The sequence below is a fragment of the Acetobacter musti genome (assembly GCF_011516835.1).
GTDB classification, from domain to species: domain Bacteria; phylum Pseudomonadota; class Alphaproteobacteria; order Acetobacterales; family Acetobacteraceae; genus Acetobacter; species Acetobacter musti.
Window position 1 is genome coordinate 1 of record NZ_WOTB01000014.1, and the last position, 17,527, is coordinate 17,527.

11 protein-coding genes and 1 pseudogene are annotated in these 17,527 nt (G+C 63.0%); 11 read left to right on the forward strand and 1 reads right to left on the reverse strand.

Annotated features, from left to right (window positions below; translation table 11 throughout):
* Positions 1 to 585 (reverse strand): annotated as a pseudogene (locus tag GOB93_RS11380) (cobalamin-dependent protein); the annotation flags it as partial.
* 527 nt (positions 586 to 1,112) lie between these two features.
* Here GOB93_RS11380 and GOB93_RS11385 point away from each other — a divergent pair.
* The 11 genes from GOB93_RS11385 to GOB93_RS11435 all read left to right on the forward strand — a co-directional run bounded on the left by GOB93_RS11385 (position 1,113) and on the right by GOB93_RS11435 (position 17,359).
* Positions 1,113 to 1,841, forward strand: a complete 729-nt coding sequence (locus tag GOB93_RS11385) for a response regulator transcription factor (RefSeq protein WP_173583631.1) — start codon at positions 1,113 to 1,115, stop codon at positions 1,839 to 1,841.
* A gap of 11 nt (positions 1,842 to 1,852) precedes the next feature.
* Positions 1,853 to 3,355: a sensor histidine kinase gene (locus tag GOB93_RS11390; RefSeq protein WP_242010724.1), complete on the forward strand. Its 1,503-nt coding sequence runs from the start codon at positions 1,853 to 1,855 to the stop codon at positions 3,353 to 3,355.
* 371 nt (positions 3,356 to 3,726) lie between these two features.
* Complete coding sequence (locus tag GOB93_RS11395) at positions 3,727 to 6,909, forward strand: efflux RND transporter permease subunit (RefSeq protein WP_173583632.1); 3,183 nt, start codon at positions 3,727 to 3,729, stop codon at positions 6,907 to 6,909.
* Positions 6,906 to 8,177 carry an efflux RND transporter periplasmic adaptor subunit gene (locus tag GOB93_RS11400; RefSeq protein WP_173583633.1) on the forward strand — a complete coding sequence of 424 codons (1,272 nt, stop codon included), beginning with the start codon at positions 6,906 to 6,908 and terminating at the stop codon, positions 8,175 to 8,177. Before GOB93_RS11395 ends, GOB93_RS11400 begins: the two co-directional genes overlap by 4 nt.
* 131 nt (positions 8,178 to 8,308) lie before the next feature.
* Positions 8,309 to 9,826 carry an efflux transporter outer membrane subunit gene (locus GOB93_RS11405; protein WP_173583699.1) on the forward strand — a complete coding sequence of 506 codons (1,518 nt, stop codon included), beginning with the start codon at positions 8,309 to 8,311 and terminating at the stop codon, positions 9,824 to 9,826.
* Between the two features lie 91 nt (positions 9,827 to 9,917).
* Complete coding sequence (locus GOB93_RS11410) at positions 9,918 to 11,741, forward strand: tetratricopeptide repeat protein (RefSeq protein WP_173583634.1); 1,824 nt, start codon at positions 9,918 to 9,920, stop codon at positions 11,739 to 11,741.
* Between the two features lie 111 nt (positions 11,742 to 11,852).
* Positions 11,853 to 12,080 carry a hypothetical protein gene (locus GOB93_RS11415; RefSeq protein ID WP_173583635.1) on the forward strand — a complete coding sequence of 76 codons (228 nt, stop codon included), beginning with the start codon at positions 11,853 to 11,855 and terminating at the stop codon, positions 12,078 to 12,080.
* A 386-nt stretch (positions 12,081 to 12,466) separates the two neighbouring features.
* Positions 12,467 to 13,699 (forward strand): putative DNA modification/repair radical SAM protein, encoded by a 1,233-nt coding sequence (locus GOB93_RS11420; RefSeq protein WP_173583636.1) that lies wholly within the window; start codon positions 12,467 to 12,469, stop codon positions 13,697 to 13,699.
* Positions 13,696 to 14,481, forward strand: coding sequence for a TIGR03915 family putative DNA repair protein (locus GOB93_RS11425; RefSeq protein WP_173583637.1), 786 nt, complete (start codon positions 13,696 to 13,698; stop codon positions 14,479 to 14,481). Before GOB93_RS11420 ends, GOB93_RS11425 begins: the two co-directional genes overlap by 4 nt.
* 269 nt (positions 14,482 to 14,750) lie before the next feature.
* Positions 14,751 to 15,917 carry an L-dopachrome tautomerase-related protein gene (locus GOB93_RS11430; protein WP_198912693.1) on the forward strand — a complete coding sequence of 389 codons (1,167 nt, stop codon included), beginning with the start codon at positions 14,751 to 14,753 and terminating at the stop codon, positions 15,915 to 15,917.
* 284 nt (positions 15,918 to 16,201) lie between these two features.
* On the forward strand, positions 16,202 to 17,359 hold the full coding sequence (locus tag GOB93_RS11435; protein ID WP_173583638.1) for an alpha-hydroxy acid oxidase: 1,158 nt from the start codon (positions 16,202 to 16,204) through the stop codon (positions 17,357 to 17,359).
* Positions 17,360 to 17,527 lie beyond the last annotated feature (168 nt).

Sequence of the window (17,527 nt, forward strand, 5' to 3'; positions counted from 1 at the left end):
GCCGTACAGTTCGATGATGTCGCAGAATTCGCAGCTGAACGGGCATCCGCGCGAGAACTGGATTCCGACATGCAGATACTGGTTCAGTTTCAGCAGATCAAAGCGCGGGAGGGGGCTCAGGGTGACATCCGTTTTGCCCATGGGGGCCTGGAAAACGCCCTGCCTGTCGCCGTTTCGCCATGCGGCGATGAAGTCGCCCATGATCTCCTCGGCTTCTCCGAGGACCTGAAAATTCGCGGCGCTGTAAATGTCCGGGCTGGAGGTGACGTCAGGGCCGCCGGTCACCACCGGCTTTCCGGCTGCGCGACACATGTCGATGATCTGCAGGGCGTCGTTTCGCTGGGGCAGCATTCCGCCGGTCATCACCATGTCGGCCCATGCGACATCGTCTTCCGTCAGGCGTTCGGTGTTGCGGTTGACCAGCCTGACCTCCCAGTGCTTCGGGAGCAGGGCGGCGACGGTGATCAGGCCGAGGGGCGCTGCCGGGTAGCGTGCGCCGGTCAGATCGCAGGTTTCTTTGTAGTTCCAGAACGAACCTGCGTTGAAAAGCGGAAAGATCATCAGGACCTTGCAGCTGTCGGTCATCAGGGAAAAATCCTTTGATAAAACAGCTGATTGCGATCAAAGCGGGGACTGCCCGTTTTTTTCGAAAGCGCGCCGGACCGCGAAAGGGCCTGGTTCAGTTTTTGGGTGTGATATGCCGTGGACGCTCTTGTTTGCCGGCGTCGGGTGCGGATGTCTGAACGGCAGTATCCCGATGAAAGGTCGTCATATGACCCTTCGCGTAAGGGAATAATGGCTTATAGGCTGAATATGCGGGAATGGCGACAGAGCGGCGCCTGAAAGATATGTTCCGATCTGTTTCTGATTGTCAGGAAGCGTACGAATAAGATCCGTACCGTAATTTCTTTGCGAAAAAAGTCGCAGACGCGGGTCTCCGGGGTTCAGTTCAGGTGAATCTCGGCCGGTTCATAAACAGCGTTTTCTTCTGCGATATGTCCTGGATATGTCGTGTCCGGAATATGCGGCGCATCCCGGCAGGAAAGCGGGGAAGGGCGGTATGAAACCGATTTTAGTGGCAATCCGGTGCCGCACCTGGCATCCCTCGTGGAATGAGCGCATCTGTCACCATGAATGGCGCGAATGTGCTGCTGGTCGAGGACGACAGTGGCATTGCCCGCGAGATCTCCGAGGAGCTGGAGAGCCGTCATTTTGTCGTTACGACGGCGGAGACGGGAGATTATGGTCTGGAGCAGGCTTTGTCGGGTGTGCATGACGTTCTGGTTGTGGACAGGATGCTGCCGGGGCTGGACGGGCTGACGCTGATCGAGACGATGCGGGCGCGGAGTATCCGGACGCCGGTGCTGGTGCTGTCGGCGCTGTCTGCTGTTGATGACCGGGTGAGTGGTCTGAAGGCGGGCGGGGACGATTATCTGACCAAGCCGTTCGCGATGGAGGAACTGGTTGCGCGGATTGAGGCGCTGCTGCGGCGTCCGGACGATACGCGGCAGACGGTGCTGCGTGTGGGGCCGCTGATGATGGACCTTATTGACCGGCGGGTGGAGCGGGACGGGCGGGAGATCGATCTGCTGCCGCGCGAGTTCCGGCTGCTGGAGTTTCTCATGCGGCGGCCGGGGCAGGTTCTGACGCGGGCGATGATGCTGGAGGAGGTCTGGAATTACCGGTTCATTCCGCAGACCAATCTGGTGGATGTGCATATTGGCAAGCTGCGGCGGAAGGTGGATGTCGCGGGTGAGCCGGCGCTGATTCACAGTATTCGCGGGGCCGGCTTCACGCTCAGTATTCCGGGCGGTGCGTCCGGTCCGGATGAGACGGACTGATCGCGGTCCGGATGCTGTCATTTCTGCGTGGTGAGCGGTTCGAGCTGTTTCGCACGACGCGTTTTCATCTTGCTGTCGGTTTCGCCATGGCGATTCTGCTGGCCACGTTTCTGCAGTTCTCGCTCATTTACAGTCAGATGACGACGCTGGAATTCCGGCGTTCGGGGCAGCTTTTGCATCGGGAGATGGATTTTCTCGTCTCTCTGCCGCCGGATCATCTGGATTATGTCATTCGCGAGCGGTCGACGGACGATCTGCGGATTGTGATCAATGAGGCCGGAATTTTTACGCCGAACCGGGAGCCGGTGACGGGGGATCTGAAGGAATGGCCGGAAGGTCTGGTCGCGGATGGCGAGCTGCATGCGTCCATGATGATTCCGGAAGAGGGCGCGCCCTATAAGGTGTGGTTTCTGGCCGGTCGTCTTCCTGACGGTCGTTTCCTCGCGCTGGGGCGCAGTATTCACCCGCTTGGCGAGCAGAAGCTGATGCTGCGCCGGGCGTCGCTGACCACCATAGTTCCGATTCTTTTTCTGGCCCTGGTCACCGGGGTCTGGCTCAGCCACCGGGCGCTGGCGCGGGTGAAGGAGATGCATGAGGCGGTGGACCGGATCATGCAGGGCGACATTCACGAGAGGCTTCCGGCCGGACCGGAGCGGGACGATCTTCAGCGGCTTGCGGGCAGCGTCAACCGCATGCTCGACCGGCTTGAGCAGCTGATGCATGACATGCGCGATGTCGGGAACGATATCGCGCACGATCTCCGGACGCCGCTCGCGCGGGTCCGGGCCGGTCTTGAGCGGGTTCTGAGCGGGCCGAACGCCGGGTCTCCGGATGCTCTGCGGACGGCGATCGGGAGTGCGATTGAAAATCTCGACCAGTGTTTCTCGGTCATTACCGCTCTGCTGCGGATGGCGGAGATCGACAATGGCCGGCGCCGGGACGGATTTGCGACGGTCGATCTGGAGGATCTGGCGCGCGACATCATCGATCTTTACGAGCCCATAGCGGAAAGCGAGGATGTCAGTCTTTACGGGTCTGATCCCGTTCCGGCTCCGGGTGTGGCGCGGGAAAGGGCGGAGGCGCCCGTGTCCGGGGTCTCCGCGCCGGGAGTATCTGTGCCGGGGCGGTCGGTGACCGTTCAGGGGGACAGGGATCTGCTGATCGAGATGCTGGCCAATCTGGTGGACAACGCCATCAAGTTCACGCCGTCCGGCGGAAGCGTGAAGGTCGATGTCGGGTTCTGGCAGGATCATCCGGCCATTGCCGTGACGGATACGGGAATCGGGATTGCGCCTCAGGAGCGGGAGGTGGTGCTGACCCGGTTCTGGCGCTCGGATAAGAGCCGTCATATCCGGGGCAGCGGTCTGGGGCTGAGCCTCGTCGCGTCCATTCTGCGGCTGCACAATGCGCGGGTTCTGATCGAGGATGCGCGGCCTGGCGATCCTTCGGGAGGGGCGAGGCTTGTGGCGGTGTTTCCGGTGGCGGGGCAGGGGCGGGAGCCGGTTCGTTCCTGACGGGAGCCGCCCGGTTCTCCTGACGGGATCAGGGGCCGGAGGGTGCGGCGGATTGGCTGACGTGCGCTTCCTGGCGGGTGTTCCTGCCGGAAATCAGGTCCGGGGTTTTGCCCGGAATGCTACCCGGAATTCTGCCCGGAATCCTGCCGGAGATTTTGCCAGAGATCCTGTCCGGCAGTCCGGTCGATAGTCCGGACGGCGATGCGTGACGGGGAGAAACGGGTCTGAACCGGTTGCCGGTTTTGTGGAAAATGACAGTTCCGGGACAGTCTCTTAAAAGGTATTTTATTGGCGACCACGGACATTCGCTGTCAGAAGGTCATCATGTCTGCTGTACCGTGTCTGTCCTGCGTGTGTCCGGGTGAGAGCGTATGAACGAAATTGTCGTTATAGCTCTCAAACGGCCTTACACCTTCGTCGTTCTTTCGATCCTGATCCTGGTTTTTGGTGTCCGGTCGATTCTGTTCACGCCGACGGACGTGTTTCCCAGCATTAAAATTCCGGTTGTCGCGGTGGCGTGGACCTATACGGGTCTGATGCCGGAGGACATGTCGGGGCGTGTCGTTTATTATTACGAGCGCGCACTGACGGCGACGGTCAACAACATTGAGCACATCGAAAGTCAGTCCTATTACGGGCGCGGCATCGTCAAGATTTTCTTCCAGCCGGGGACGGATGCCTCGGCGGCGCAGACGCAGATCACCGCGGTGTCCCAGACGGTCATCAAGCAGATGCCGACGGGGTCCACGCCGCCTCTGGTGCTGACCTATAACGCGTCTTCGGTTCCGGTTCTGACGCTGCAGGTGTCGTCGAACAGCATGACGGCGTCGCAGATTTACGACATGTCGTCGAACCTGATCCGGCCGGCGCTGGTGTCTGTGGCGGGGGCGGCGATTCCGAACCCGTATGGCGGTCAGCCGGGCAACATCATGGTCGATCTCAATCCGACCAAGCTGCTGGCGCACGGGCTGTCGCCGGTGGATGTGTCGGCGGCGCTGAACCGGCAGAACATCGTGCTGCCGGCGGGCGATCAGAAGATCGGCACGATGGACTGGATGGTGCAGTCCAACGCGGCGCCGCGCGACATCGATACGTTCAATGCGATCCCGATCAAGCAGGTCGGCAATTCGGTTGTGTATATGCGCGATGTGGCCTGGGTGCATCCGGGCGGGCCGCCGCAGACCAACCTGGTGCTGGTGAAGGGGCAGCAGGGCGTTCTGATCGTCATCATGAAGAGCGGCGACGCCTCGACGCTGGCGGTCGTGGACGGGGTGAAGCAGCTTCTGCCGGGCATTATCAAGACGCTGCCGCCGGGCGTGGACATCAAGATCGTCAATGACGCCTCGACCTTCGTGAAGGAATCGGTGCGGGACGTTGTGCAGGAGATGGCCACGGCGGCGGTGCTGACCGGGCTTGTGGTGCTGCTGTTCCTGGGGTCCTGGCGGTCGACGGTGATCATCGCGACGTCGATTCCGCTGGCGATGCTCTGCGCGATCATCGGTCTGGGCTGGGCCGGGCAGACGATCAATGTGATGACGCTGGGCGGGCTGGCGCTGGCGGTGGGTATTCTGGTCGATGACGCGACGGTCATGATCGAGAACATCGACGCGCATCTGCATGGCGGCAAGGATCTGGAGGACGCGATCATCGACGCGGCCAACCAGATCGTGGTGGCGACTTTCGTCTCGACGCTGTGTATCTGTATCGTCTGGATGCCGCTGTTCCAGCTGACGGGTGTGGCCGGGTGGCTGTTCATGCCGATGGCCGAGGCGATCATCTTCGCGATGCTGGCCTCCTTCATTCTGTCGCGGACGCTGGTGCCGACGATGGCGAAATACATGCTGGCGGCGCAGGTCGAGGCGGAGCGTTCGGGCGCGGACAAGGAGCCGAAGAATATTTTCGGACGGTTCCAGCGCGGGTTCGAGCATCGGTTCGAGCAGTTCCGCAACGGATATAAGGAATTGCTGGCGGCTCTGATCGGGCTGCGCGGCACGTTCATCGCGGGGTTCCTGGCGGCGGCGGTCGGTTCGCTGGGGCTGCTGTTCTTTGTCGGTCAGGACTTCTTTCCGGAGATCAACTCGAATGCGCTGGCGCTGCATATGCGGGCGCCGCTCGGGACGCGGATCGAGGAGGCGGGCAAGATCTCGCAGCTGGTGAATGACGAGATCAGTCGTCTGCTGCCGGGCCAGGTGGAGTCCATTGTCGATAACTGCGGTCTGCCGTTCAGTCCGCTGAATCAGGCCTTCATTCCGACGCCGACGGTGGGGGCGCAGGACTGCGATCTGACCGTGACGCTGAAGGATGACAATTCGCCGGTGGCGGAGTATCGCGCGACGCTGCGGGCGGGTTTGCAGAAGAAATTTCCGGGCACGCAGATTACGTTCCAGCCGGCGGATCTGACGGCGAAGATTCTGAATTTCGGGGCGCCGGCGCCGATCGACGTGCAGATCGTCGGGCGCAATCTGCATGACAACTTCGCCTTTGCGAACCGGATGGTCGAGAGGCTGCGGCGGGTGCCGGGCATTGCGGATGTGAATGTTCAGGAGCCGATGACAACGCCGACGCTGCTGGTGAACGCGCGCCGGACTTTTGCGCTGGGCACGGGCATTACCGAGGCGAACGTGGCCAACAACATGCTGGTGTCGCTGTCGGGCAGTTCGCAGGTCGGGCAGGTGTACTGGCTCGATCCGGCGACCGGGGTTTCGCATCTGATCGATATTCAGACACCGGCGGAATATCTGCAGACGATGAACGATCTGGAGATCACGCCGGTCGACAAGGGCGACGGCAATCCGAACGGCAACACGGTCCAGCTTCTGGGCGGTCTGAGCAAGATTGTCGAGACGGGCACGCCGGGCGAGGTGGCGCATTACAACATCATGCCAGTCTTCAACATCTACGCGATGAATGAGGGGATCGATCTCGGCACGGTGGCGCGCGAGGTGAAGCGGATCGTGGCGGCGGAGCAGGAGAAGCTGCCGGCCGGGTCGTCGATGACGGTGATCGGGCAGGGCGTGACGATGAACTCGGCCTATGCGCAGCTGATCGGCGGTCTCGCGATGTCGATCATGCTGGTCTACCTGATCATCGTGGTGAATTTTCAGTCCTGGCTTGATCCGTTCATCATCATTACGGCGCTGCCGGGTGCGCTGGGAGGCATTGCGTGGTCGCTGTTCCTGACGCACACGGCGCTGTCGGTTCCGGCGCTGACGGGCGCGATCATGTGCATGGGCACGGCGACGGCGAACTCCATTCTGGTGGTGTCTTTTGCCCGCGACGAGCTGGCGCGGCACGGGGATGTGTTTAAGGCGGCGCTGGATGCCGGGTTCGAGCGTATCCGTCCGGTGCTGATGACGGCGTCCGCGATGATTGTCGGCATGTTGCCGATGTCGATGAGCAACTCGCAGAACGCGCCGCTCGGGCGTGCCGTGATCGGTGGTCTGCTGGTGGCGACGGTTGCGACACTGCTGTTCGTGCCCTGCGTCTTCGCCATGCTGCACGGACGGAAACAGAAACAGAAGACGACGCCTGCGGGTGAGGGAGAAGCGGCATGAGTGGCAGGCAATCGCGCGGCAGGCTTGCGCTCATCATTGTTCTGATTGTCGCGCTGGTTCTGGCGGCCTGGGGGATTTTTCAGCGGCACAGGCATTTTGTGCAGCTGGCTTCCGACACCGCGGAGGCGTCCTATCCGAAGGTGCAGCTGATCAGCCCGTCTCCGGGGCCGACGCACCGGACGCTGGATCTGCCGGCGAATATTTCGGCCTGGTATCTGGCGCCGATTTACGCGCAGGTCTCGGGCTATGTGAAGATGTGGTACAAGGACATCGGCGCGCAGGTTCATGCCGGCGATCTGCTGGCGGAGATCGACACGCCGGGTCTGGACGCGCAGTTCGCCGCGGCGAAGGCCAATCTGGATGTGGCTCTGGCGCGGTACAAGCTGGCGCAGATCACGGCGCGGCGCTGGAAGGCGCTGCAGGGCACGCAGGCGGTTTCCCAGCAGGAAGTGGACGTGCAGGCGGCGAATGCCGAGGCGCAGCAGGCGCAGGTGGAGGCGGCGCGGCATGACATGGAGCGGTTTGCGGCGCTGGAGGGCTTCAAAAAGATCGTGGCGCCGTTCGACGGGGTTGTGACGGCGCGTCTGGCGGATGTGGGCGACTATGTGAATGCGGGCGGTGGCGATGTCAGTTCGCGGGGAAGCGCGACGGAGCTGTTCAGCGTGGCGGATGTTCATGCGATGCGTGTGTTCGTGCCGGTGCCGCAGGATTATGCCGACATCATCACGCCGAAGCTGACGGCGACGCTGCGGGTGCCGCAGTTCCAGGGGCGTGAGTTCCAGGCGCGGTTTCTGGCGACGGCGGCGGCGTTCAACCAGAACACCCGCACGGTGAACACGGAGCTGATGGTGGACAATCCGCGCGGTGAGCTGTGGCCGGATTCCTATGCCACGGTGCATTTCGAGGCGCCGGGCGATCCGGATATTCTGATCCTGCCGGTGAGTGCGCTGATCTTCCGGGCGGACGGGCTGCAGGTGGCGATGGTGGATGGCAGCAACCGGGTGCATCTCGTCACGGTCCGGATTGGCACGATCCTGGGCAAGAACGTTCAGATCCTAGCGGGGGTGAAGCCGACGGACCGGCTGATCAGCAGCCCGTCCGCGGGCCTGCTCGACGGGGATGAGGTGCGTGTCGTGCCGGGGACGCGGGGGTATAACATTCCGTCGGGTCCGGCGCCGGAGAAGGCGGCCGATAAGGAGAGCCATGACGATGTCCGGGCGATGCCGAAGGACGACTCTCCTTCGCCTGAGGCGGGCGCGCGTCAATGAGGGCTGGCTGTACTGCGTCTGACTGTTCTGCGCCTGAAGGTTCTGTGACCAGCGGTTCTGTGTCCGGTGGTTCTGTGTTCGGGGCACGGTCCTTGCGGCGGCGTTTCGGGGGTTTTGCCGCCGCGTTGCTGATGGCGACCGGGCTGGCGGGATGCGACATGGCGCCGGCCTATAAGCCGGTGAAGCTGGTTTATCCGGCGAACTGGGAGGGGCAGGGCGTCATTCGTTACGGGCGGCCGGATGATGGCGCGCCGCGCAGCGACTGGTGGAAGGCGTTTGCCGACCCGCAGCTCGATGCGCTGGAGGAGAAGGCGCTGAAAGCGAATGCGGATCTGCAGGCCTCGGCTGAGGCGTTCATGCAGTCGCGCGATGTGGCGGCGCAGGTGGCGGCGCATCTGTATCCGCAGGTGACGGGCTCGGCGGGCGGCGAGAAATGGAAGGGTTCGGCGCATCGTCTGTGGCGTGGCGCGGGTTCGACGGGTCCGATGTATATGTCGTCCGAGCAGTATTCGGGGGCGGCGACGTGGGAGCCGGATTTCTGGGATGCGATCCGCAACCGGACGCTGATGGCCAAGCAGTCGGCGCAGCAGGCGGCGGCGGATTATGCGGTGGCGCGGCTGAGTCTGACGGCTGAGCTGGCCTGGGACTACATGGCGCTGCGTGGGCTGGATGCGCAGGACGCGGTCTACAAGGATTCGATCCGCTATTATCAGCTGGCGGTTCAGATCACGAAGATGCGGTTGCAGGGGGCGATTTCGGCGGGCATCGACGTGTCGCGCGCCGAGGCGCAGCTTTATGCGACGCAGGCGGCGGAGACGGACATCCGGGCGCGACGCGACGTGATGGAGCATGCGATCGCGGTGCTGGTGAATGTGGCGCCGGCGTCTTTCCATATTGCGCCGCTGCGGGTGGACGATCTGAATTATCCGGATGTGCGGCCGTCGGCGGGTCTGCCTTCGACTCTGCTGGAGCGGCGGCCGGATATTGCGGCGTCCGAGCGGGAGATGGCGCAGGCGAACCGGGCGATCGGCGTGTCGCGGGCGGCGTTTTATCCGCATGTGACGTTCAATGCGATGACCGGGTTTATGGATAACGGCTTCGATCTCGCGTCGCTGTCGAACTCCATGTACAATTTCGGCGCTCAGGCGGTGCTGCCGCTGTTCCAGGGTGGTATTCGCCGGGCGGAGCTGCAGCGGACGTGGTCGCAGTATCGCCGGTCCGAGGATGAGTACCGGTCCACGGTTCTCTCGGCGTTTCAGGAGGTTGAGGACGGTCTGACGAATGTCAGTCGTCTGCGGACCGAGACGGTGCAGCAGGACAGTGCGGTGAAGGCCGCGCTGCACACGCAGACGATGACGATGGAGCTGTATACAGGCGGTCTGACGAACTATCTGGATGTGGTTGTGGCGCAGCAGGCGGCGCTGGTGGCGCGGGTTGCGCTGATGCAGGTGAAGACGCGCGAGCTTCAGGCGAAGGTGACGCTGATCCGGGCGCTGGGCGGCGGGTGGTCGGTGAAGGATCTGCCGGCGTATAAGCAGATCCGTCCGTTCGAGCCTTTGCAGTATGACGGGCTTCGGACGCCGAAGGGTGTGAGCGGGATTTCGGTTTCGACCGATCCGGGGAATGCGAATCTGACGCGGCAGCCGTGAGGGCTGGCGTAATCCGCGGCGGCGGCGCGGGGTGGAAAGCCGTTTTTAAGATCTGACGGGTAAGGCGGGTGATGAGGAGCCTGCCCCGCCCATGACGATTTCAGCGACGACTTCTGCGACGATTTCAGCGACGATTCCTGCGACGAATTCGGTGACGATTCCGGTTGCTGACACGGATGAAGCCGCGCTGGATGCGATGCTTGCGCGTTGCCGTGTTCTGGAGCAGCGGCATGATTTCATGGCGATCCGCTGTGAGACGCTTCGTTTTCTGGCCCGGCATCCGTCGGAGCCCGCGGCCCTGGCTCTGCTGGCCCGGGCGGAATTCCGGCTTGGCCGGCCGGCATGTGCCCTGGCTCCGCTGCGGCGCTGCTGCAGGCAGTCCGGTCATTTCGTGTTTCGTCTGCTTTATGCGCATTGTCTGAAGAGGCTCGGGCAGACGGAGGCGGCGACGGAGGAGCTGGAGCGGACGGGCCGTGTCATGCCCGCGACGGGGTCTGCGTTTTACACGGCGGGGGTTGCGTTCGAGGGGATCGGGGAGGCTGCCCGGGCCGTTCGTTTTTACCGGCAGAGTCTTGAGCTTGCGCCGGATGTGCCCTGTGTGAGCCATCGGCTCGGCAGGCTTCTGCTCGATGAGGGAGAGGCGGAGACCGCGCTCGGTCTGCTTGCCCGGGCCGTTGCCGCGAAGCCTGACGATGCGCGCTATCATCTCGATTATGGCGTGGCGCTTGAACTGACCGGGCGGCTTGAAGAGTCTCTCCGGGCGGTTGGCGAGGCGATTGCCCTGGCGCCGTCCAGCGCTGAGGCGCTGCATAATCGCAGCCATCTTCTCCTGCTTCTGAACCGGTCGGAGGAGGCTGTGGCGGCCGCGGATCATGCGCTTGCGGTCCGGCCGGCCTTTCCGAAAACGATGTTCACCCGGTCGACGGCGCTGCTCAAGGCGGGGCGGTGGGAGGAGGGATGGCGCGAGTATGAATGGCGCTGGCGGTCCTGTCAGACGCCCCGGACCGATATCCGTGCGCCGCTCTGGCAGGGAGAGGATCTGCGGGGGCGGCATATTCTGCTTCATGCGGAGCAGGGGCTGGGCGATTCCCTCCAGTTCGTGCGCTTCGCTTCTGCTGTCGGCGCGATGGGTGGGCGTGTGACGCTGCATGTGCCGTCTCCGCTTGTGCGGCTGTTCCGGCGGGTGGAGGGGGTGTCGGAGGTTTTCGGGACTCTTCCGCCGGATGCGCGTTTCGATTTCCACTGTCCGCTCGGAAGTCTGCCGCTGCGGTTCGGCATCGGGCCGGAGACGGTTCCGGCTGATCCCTATCTGTCCGTTCCGCCGGATGAGGCGGAGCGGCAGGCGCGTCTGGTCAGGGGACTGGCTGAGCGGGGCGGAGCGGGGCCGGGCGATCTGGTGGCCGGTCTTGTCTGGTCGGGGGCGCCCCGGAAGGACAAGGCCCGGTCTTATGCGCTCGACCGTCGCCGGTCGATCAGGCTTGAGGAACTGGCGCCGCTTTTTTCGGTATCGGGCGTCCGTTTTGTCAGTTTCCAGCTGGATGAGGCGGCCGGGCAGCGGGCCGGAAGCGGGTTGCCGCTTATCGACGTGACGAAGGGGATTTCTGATTTCGCGGATACGGCGGCCCGGCTGACGGGGGTGGATCTGCTGATTACGGTTGATACCTCGATCGCGCATCTGGCCGGGGGGCTCGGGATGCCGGTCTGGACGCTGTCGCGGTTCGACGGGTGCTGGCGCTGGCTGGAGGGCCGCTCCGACACGCCGTGGTATCCGACGATGCGGATTATCCGGCAGGAGCGTCCGGGGGACTGGTCGGGGGCTGTTGCCGGGACGCGGGATCTGCTGGTCCGGGAGGTGGAGCGACGGCAGGCGGGGGTCCGGGAACAGGTTGTTTCCATGTCTGATTGTCCGGTCTGAGCGGGTCTGTGTCTTTCGCGGATCTCCTTTTCTGTCGGGAAGGCTGACGCTTTCCGCTGAAAGGCGTAACAGTTTTTCTTCCGGTGCGACCGTGCAGGGGGGAGGGACATCGTGGGACATAATTATGCTAAGCCGGCCACGGCGGAACAGCGTCTCGGCCGTGTTCTGTCGCGTATTCCGCCTGACTGGGCTGTGTCGGTTGAACGCGAGCCCATGTCCGGGAAGTGGCGTGCCACGGCGCATGCGCCGGGCGAGGCGGGGCAGTGGGCCGGGGATGCTTCGGGCCTGGTCGAGGCTCTGGAAGCCGCGTGGCGGCTCAACCGGGCGCCGGCGGGGTGAGGTGGGTTTGTCTTGGGGGATGCTTCAGGGCTCTGCCCTGAAACCCGCAAAGGGGCGCGGCCCCTTTGATCCCGGTTGTTTAAATAAAAAGGGATGAAAGGGTCTGTGACCCCTTCCGGGTGCAGGGCGGCGCCCTGCGTAGCTTCTGTCTGTAAAATATACGATGCTTTTTCGGCTCAGGGCTCTGCCCTGAGACCCGCAAGGGGACGCGGTCCCTTTGATCCCGGTTTGTTTGATAAAATGAGGCGCAGGAGGCTGTGCTTCCTGCCGGGGGGTGGCGGGGCAGAGTCCCCGTGACAACGTTCTGGGCCGATCAGTGGCCGGGGGCGGGCGTTTGCGACGAAATCAATTGACCGGTCGAGGATGAGAACATAACATGAACAGTTATGAAGCGCACTTTCTCCGAACGACTGGCGATCCTGTCTGACGCGGCGAAATACGATGCCTCCTGTGCGTCCAGCGGCACGGAGAAGCGGACTTCGAAAGGCGGGAAGGGGCTGGGCTCCACTGAGAGCAGCGGCATCTGTCATGCGCATACGCCGGACGGGCGCTGTATTTCGCTGCTCAAGATCCTGATGACGAATTTCTGCATTTATGACTGTGCGTACTGCATCAACCGGATTTCGTCGGGTGTGGAGCGGGCGCGGTTTTCGGTGGAGGATATTGTCTGGCTGACGCTGGAGTTTTACCGGCGCAACTATATCGAGGGGCTGTTTCTGTCGTCCGGGATTATCCGGTCTTCCGATTATACGATGGAGGAGCTGGTGCGGGTCGCGCGGGTGCTGCGGCTGGAGCATGGGTTCCGGGGATATATTCATCTGAAGACCATTCCTGACGCGTCGCCGGATCTGCTGGCGGAGGCGGGACTGTATGCCGACCGGCTTTCGATCAATGTCGAGCTGCCGACGGAGAAGGGTCTGAGTCTGTATGCGCCGGAGAAGAATGCCGCCGGTATTCGCGGCGCCATGGGGCATATTCGCGGCAGGATGGAGGCTGCGGCCGAGAAGGCGCCGTCCGGGCGCAGGCCGCCGCGTTTCGCGCCGGGCGGGCAGAGCACGCAGATGATCGTCGGGGCCGACGAGGCGACGGATCGTGACATTCTGTCCAGCAGCGCCACGCTTTATACCGGTTACCGGCTGCGTCGCGTTTATTATTCCGCTTTCAGTCCGATTCCGGATGCGTCCGCGCGGCTTCCGGTCATCCGGCCGCCGCTGCTGCGGGAGCACCGGCTGTATCAGGCTGACTGGCTTTTCCGTTTTTATGGCTTTGGGTTTCAGGAGATCACGGAGAGCCGGCCTGGCGGGATGCTGGATCTCGACATGGACCCGAAGCTGTCCTGGGCGCTGGATCACCGGGCGCTGTTTCCGGTGGATATCAACCGGGCGGATCGTGAAACGCTGCTGCGTATTCCGGGGATCGGGCCGCGCAGTGTGGCCGCGCTGCTGGCGGCGCGGAAGCATCGCACCGTTCGTCTGGAGGATCTTGAGCGTCTGAAGATCAGCATCCGTAAGGTGCGGCCGTTTATCACGACGCCGGACTGGCGTCCGACCCGGCTGGCGGACCGCAAGGATCTGCGGGCGCTGTTTGCGCCGGCGCCGGCTCAGCTTTCGCTGTTATGACGCGGCTGCATGTCGTGACCCTGCCGGCGGATGCGTCGTTTCAGACATGGCGTGATCATGCGAGGAAGCTTCTGCGGAACGATATTCCGGCGTCGTTCGTCGAATGGCGGGTCCGGTCGGCGCAGGACGATCTGTTTGCGGAGGAGAGTGTGCTTCCGGCTGTGGCGGAGGGCTGTCAGAGGACGGTCCGGCGTGGCTGTGTGAAGCTGCTGCAGCGTATTCTCTGTCACAGTTCGCCGGACCGGTTTGCCCTGGCCTACCGGGTGCTGTGGCGGGCCGGCCGCGCGCCAGGTCTGATCCGGGATGCGGCGGACCCGGACATTGCGGCGGCGAATCATATGGCGCGTCAGGTCCGGCATGATGTGCACCATATGAAATCCTATGTCAGGTTCAGCGAGAAACAGGTTGCGGGCAGTGTTTCGGGCAGTCAGGCGCGTCATTTCGTGTCCTGGTTCGAGCCTGAGCATCATATTCTTGAAATCGTCGCGCCGTTTTTTGCCGGGCGGTTTGCCGACATGAACTGGCTGATCCTGACACCGAAAGGATCTGTCGCCTGGGATGGTGCGGAGGCCGTCGTCACGCGAGAGCCCTGCGCCCGTGAGACGCTGGAGGATGAGACCGGGCATCTCTGGCACACCTATTACCGCTCGGTCTTCAATCCGGCGCGGGTCAAAATGAATGCGATGCGGTCGGGGATGCCCCGGAAGTTCTGGAAGAACCTGCCGGAAACGGGTCTGATTCCGGAGATGCTGGCGGAGGCCGCACGGCGGGGAGCGGGGTGACGGGCGTCGTTGAAGAGCGTCGTTGAAGAGCGCCGTTGAAGAGCGCTGGTGATGGAGTGGGTGTGACGGGAGTGGGCCGGCTCCGGATGACGGGCGCCGGGTGATGGACGGTTGCTGTTGCGGGAACTGGTCCGGGGATTGCGGGCCGGGGGTGAGTGTTCACGGCGGGGGTTTGCCGGGGGTGCATGGCAGGCGGTGGGTGGTGTTTAAGAACTTTTCTGGCATGAAGCTGTTTCTTCAGCGTTCTGTCCGGGATCGGGAGCCTCTGTATGTACCGACGTCAGCTTCTTACCACGATGGCGAGCCTGGCCTCCCTGGAGGCGGTCTCCGCGCGGGCCGGGACGCGGCCCCGGGCGTTTGTCACTGATCCGCAGGTTCCGCTTCCTCCCGGGTCGCCGGACGTTCCGGACCCGAAGCTTGTGCCGGTCGCGAGTGCCGCCCGTGTGTGGAACTGTGTGACCACGACGCCGGACGGGAAGGTTTTCGTCAGTTTTCCGTCCTGTGATCGTCCCGGCATCCAGCTTGCCCGTCTTCTGCCGGGCAGTGTGCTGCGTCCGTTCCCGGATGAGCGGTGGAACGCTTTGCGGGGTCCGTCCTGGACGCCCGCGGATGGTTTTTTCCTGGTCAATGCCATCCGGATCGGGCCAGACGGCAATCTGTGGGTGATCGATGCAGGTGCGCCGGGAATTGGCCAGCCTGCGGTTCCGGGGGCCGCACGTCTGTTCGTGTTCGATCCGGACAGCGGCGCGCTGATCCGCACCTATGATCTGGCTGCCGGGCTGCGGGCCGGGAGCTATGTGGACGATATCCGGTTCAACGGTCCGACGCTCTACGCCACCGATGCGGGGAGCGCGGGGCTTCTGGTGGTGAACATCGCTTCGGGCCGTGTGCGGCGTGTGCTCGATGGTCATCCGCTTCTGAGCGACCGTAAGCCCATGCGTGCCGATGGTCGTCTGTTGCGCAACGATGCGGGCCGGCCGCTGAAGGTTCAGGCGGACCAGCTTGAGGTCACGCCGGACGGGCGGTGGCTTTATGTTCAGCCCTGTTCCGGTCCGCTGGCCCGGATTGCGACGGCGCTGCTCGACGATGAGTCGGCGGGGGCGGAGGCGTTGTCGCGCGGGCTGGTGCCGTGGCTCGACACCGGGACCACGGGCGGGACCGCGATCGATGCGAATGGCGTGCTTTACATGTCCGATGTCAATCGCCGGCGGATTCTCCGGATTACGCCGGACCGGCATGTTTCTGTTTTCCTGACCGATCCGAGGCTGATCTGGTCCGATGCGATGTGGATCGATCATGATCGCCGGCTGTGGATTCCGGTCACGCAGCAGAACCGGACGCACGGGTTTCAGGGCGGCACGCAGTCCGTGATTTATCCGGTCTGGCTTTATGTTGTGACGATCGATGCCGGGCCTTCGCCGCTGGATCATGCCTGAGAGTGACTTCGGGGGTGCGGCTCTGAGAGACTGCCGGTGAGACCTCCGTTTGATGATACAGAAGTTTTTGGTGAAGCTTTTTCCAAAAAGCTTCAGAAGATGCCGCCTTTTTGAAAAAAAGGCGGCACCCGGAAATTTTTTGTTGTTTTTTATCAAAGGCTTGTTGTGGGGTGTTTCCTGAGGCTGTCGCCGGGAGCGCGGCGTGTCCGGGCCATCGCGGCAATGTCACTTTCGCCGTTCTGACCGGCGCGTCATCCTGCCTGTGATTTTCACGGAGCATCCTCATGAGAGCGTCCCGCCGGCCTGAATCCTTTCTTGCTCTGAAGGATTTTGAAAAAGCCGCGCGGCGAATCCTTCCGCGCCCGATCTTCGGTTATGTCGCCGGGGCGGCTGAGGACAATGAATCTCTCAATGCCTGCGCGGCTGCTTTCGCGGATCTCGATCTTGTTCCGCGCGTGCTGATGGACGTGTCGAAACGGTCGCAGCGCACCACGCTTTTTGGCCGGAGCTATGCTGCTCCTTTCGGGATTGCGCCGATGGGGCTGTCCGCCCTCAGTGCGTTTCGTGGCGACATCGTTCAGGCGCAGGCGGCCCGCGACGCTGAGATCCCGATGATTCTCAGCGGCACGGCGCTGATCCGGATGGAGGACGTTATCTCTGCTGCGCCGGGGACGTGGTTTCAGGCCTATCTGCCGGGCGATACCGGGCGTATCGATGCTCTGCTGGACCGGGTTACGGCGGCGGGGTTCGACAGGCTGGTGGTTACTGTTGATATTCCTGTGGCAGGCAATCGTGAGAACAATATCCGCACCGGCTTTTCGACGCCGCTGCGTCCGGGGCTGAGGCTGGCGCTGGACGGGCTGACCCATCCGCGCTGGCTTGTCGATACCTTTGCCCGGACGCTGGCGAAATACGGGATGCCGCATTTTGAGAACTCGTTCGCCGAGCGGGGCGCGCCGATCCTGTCATCGAATGTCATGCGGGATTTTACGGCGCGGGATCATTTCAACTGGGATCATATCCGGCATATTCGCCGGCGCTGGAAAAATCCTCTCATCATCAAAGGGATTCTGCATCCTGCGGATGCGCTGGTGGCGCAGAATACCGGGGTCGACGGGATTATCGTTTCCTGCCATGGCGGCCGTCAGCTTGACGGGGCCATCGCTCCGCTGCGGATTCTGCCTGAGATCAGGGCTGCTGTGACGCTGCCGGTCATGATTGACAGCGGCTTTCGCCGGGGCAGTCATATTCTGAAAGCATTTGCTCTGGGCGCGGATTTTGTCTTTGTCGGTCGTCCGTTCAACTATGCGGCTGTCGTTGCGGGGAAAGCCGGTGTGGCGCATGCGATCGCGCTTCTGAAGGCGGAGGTCGACAGGGATATGGCGATGCTGGGGGTGACGGATTGCGGCGGGATTACGCGGGATCATGTCCGGTTCCGCTGAGGCGGAGGTGTTTCGTGGCGGATGTTTCCGGCGTTTTTTCAGGGCGCTGCCCTGAGACCCGCAAAGGGGCGCGGCCCCTTTGATCCCGGTTGTTTAAATAAAAAGGGGTGAAGGGGTCTGTGACCCCTTCCGGGTGCAGGGCGGAGCCCTGCGCTGTCCTCTGTTTTG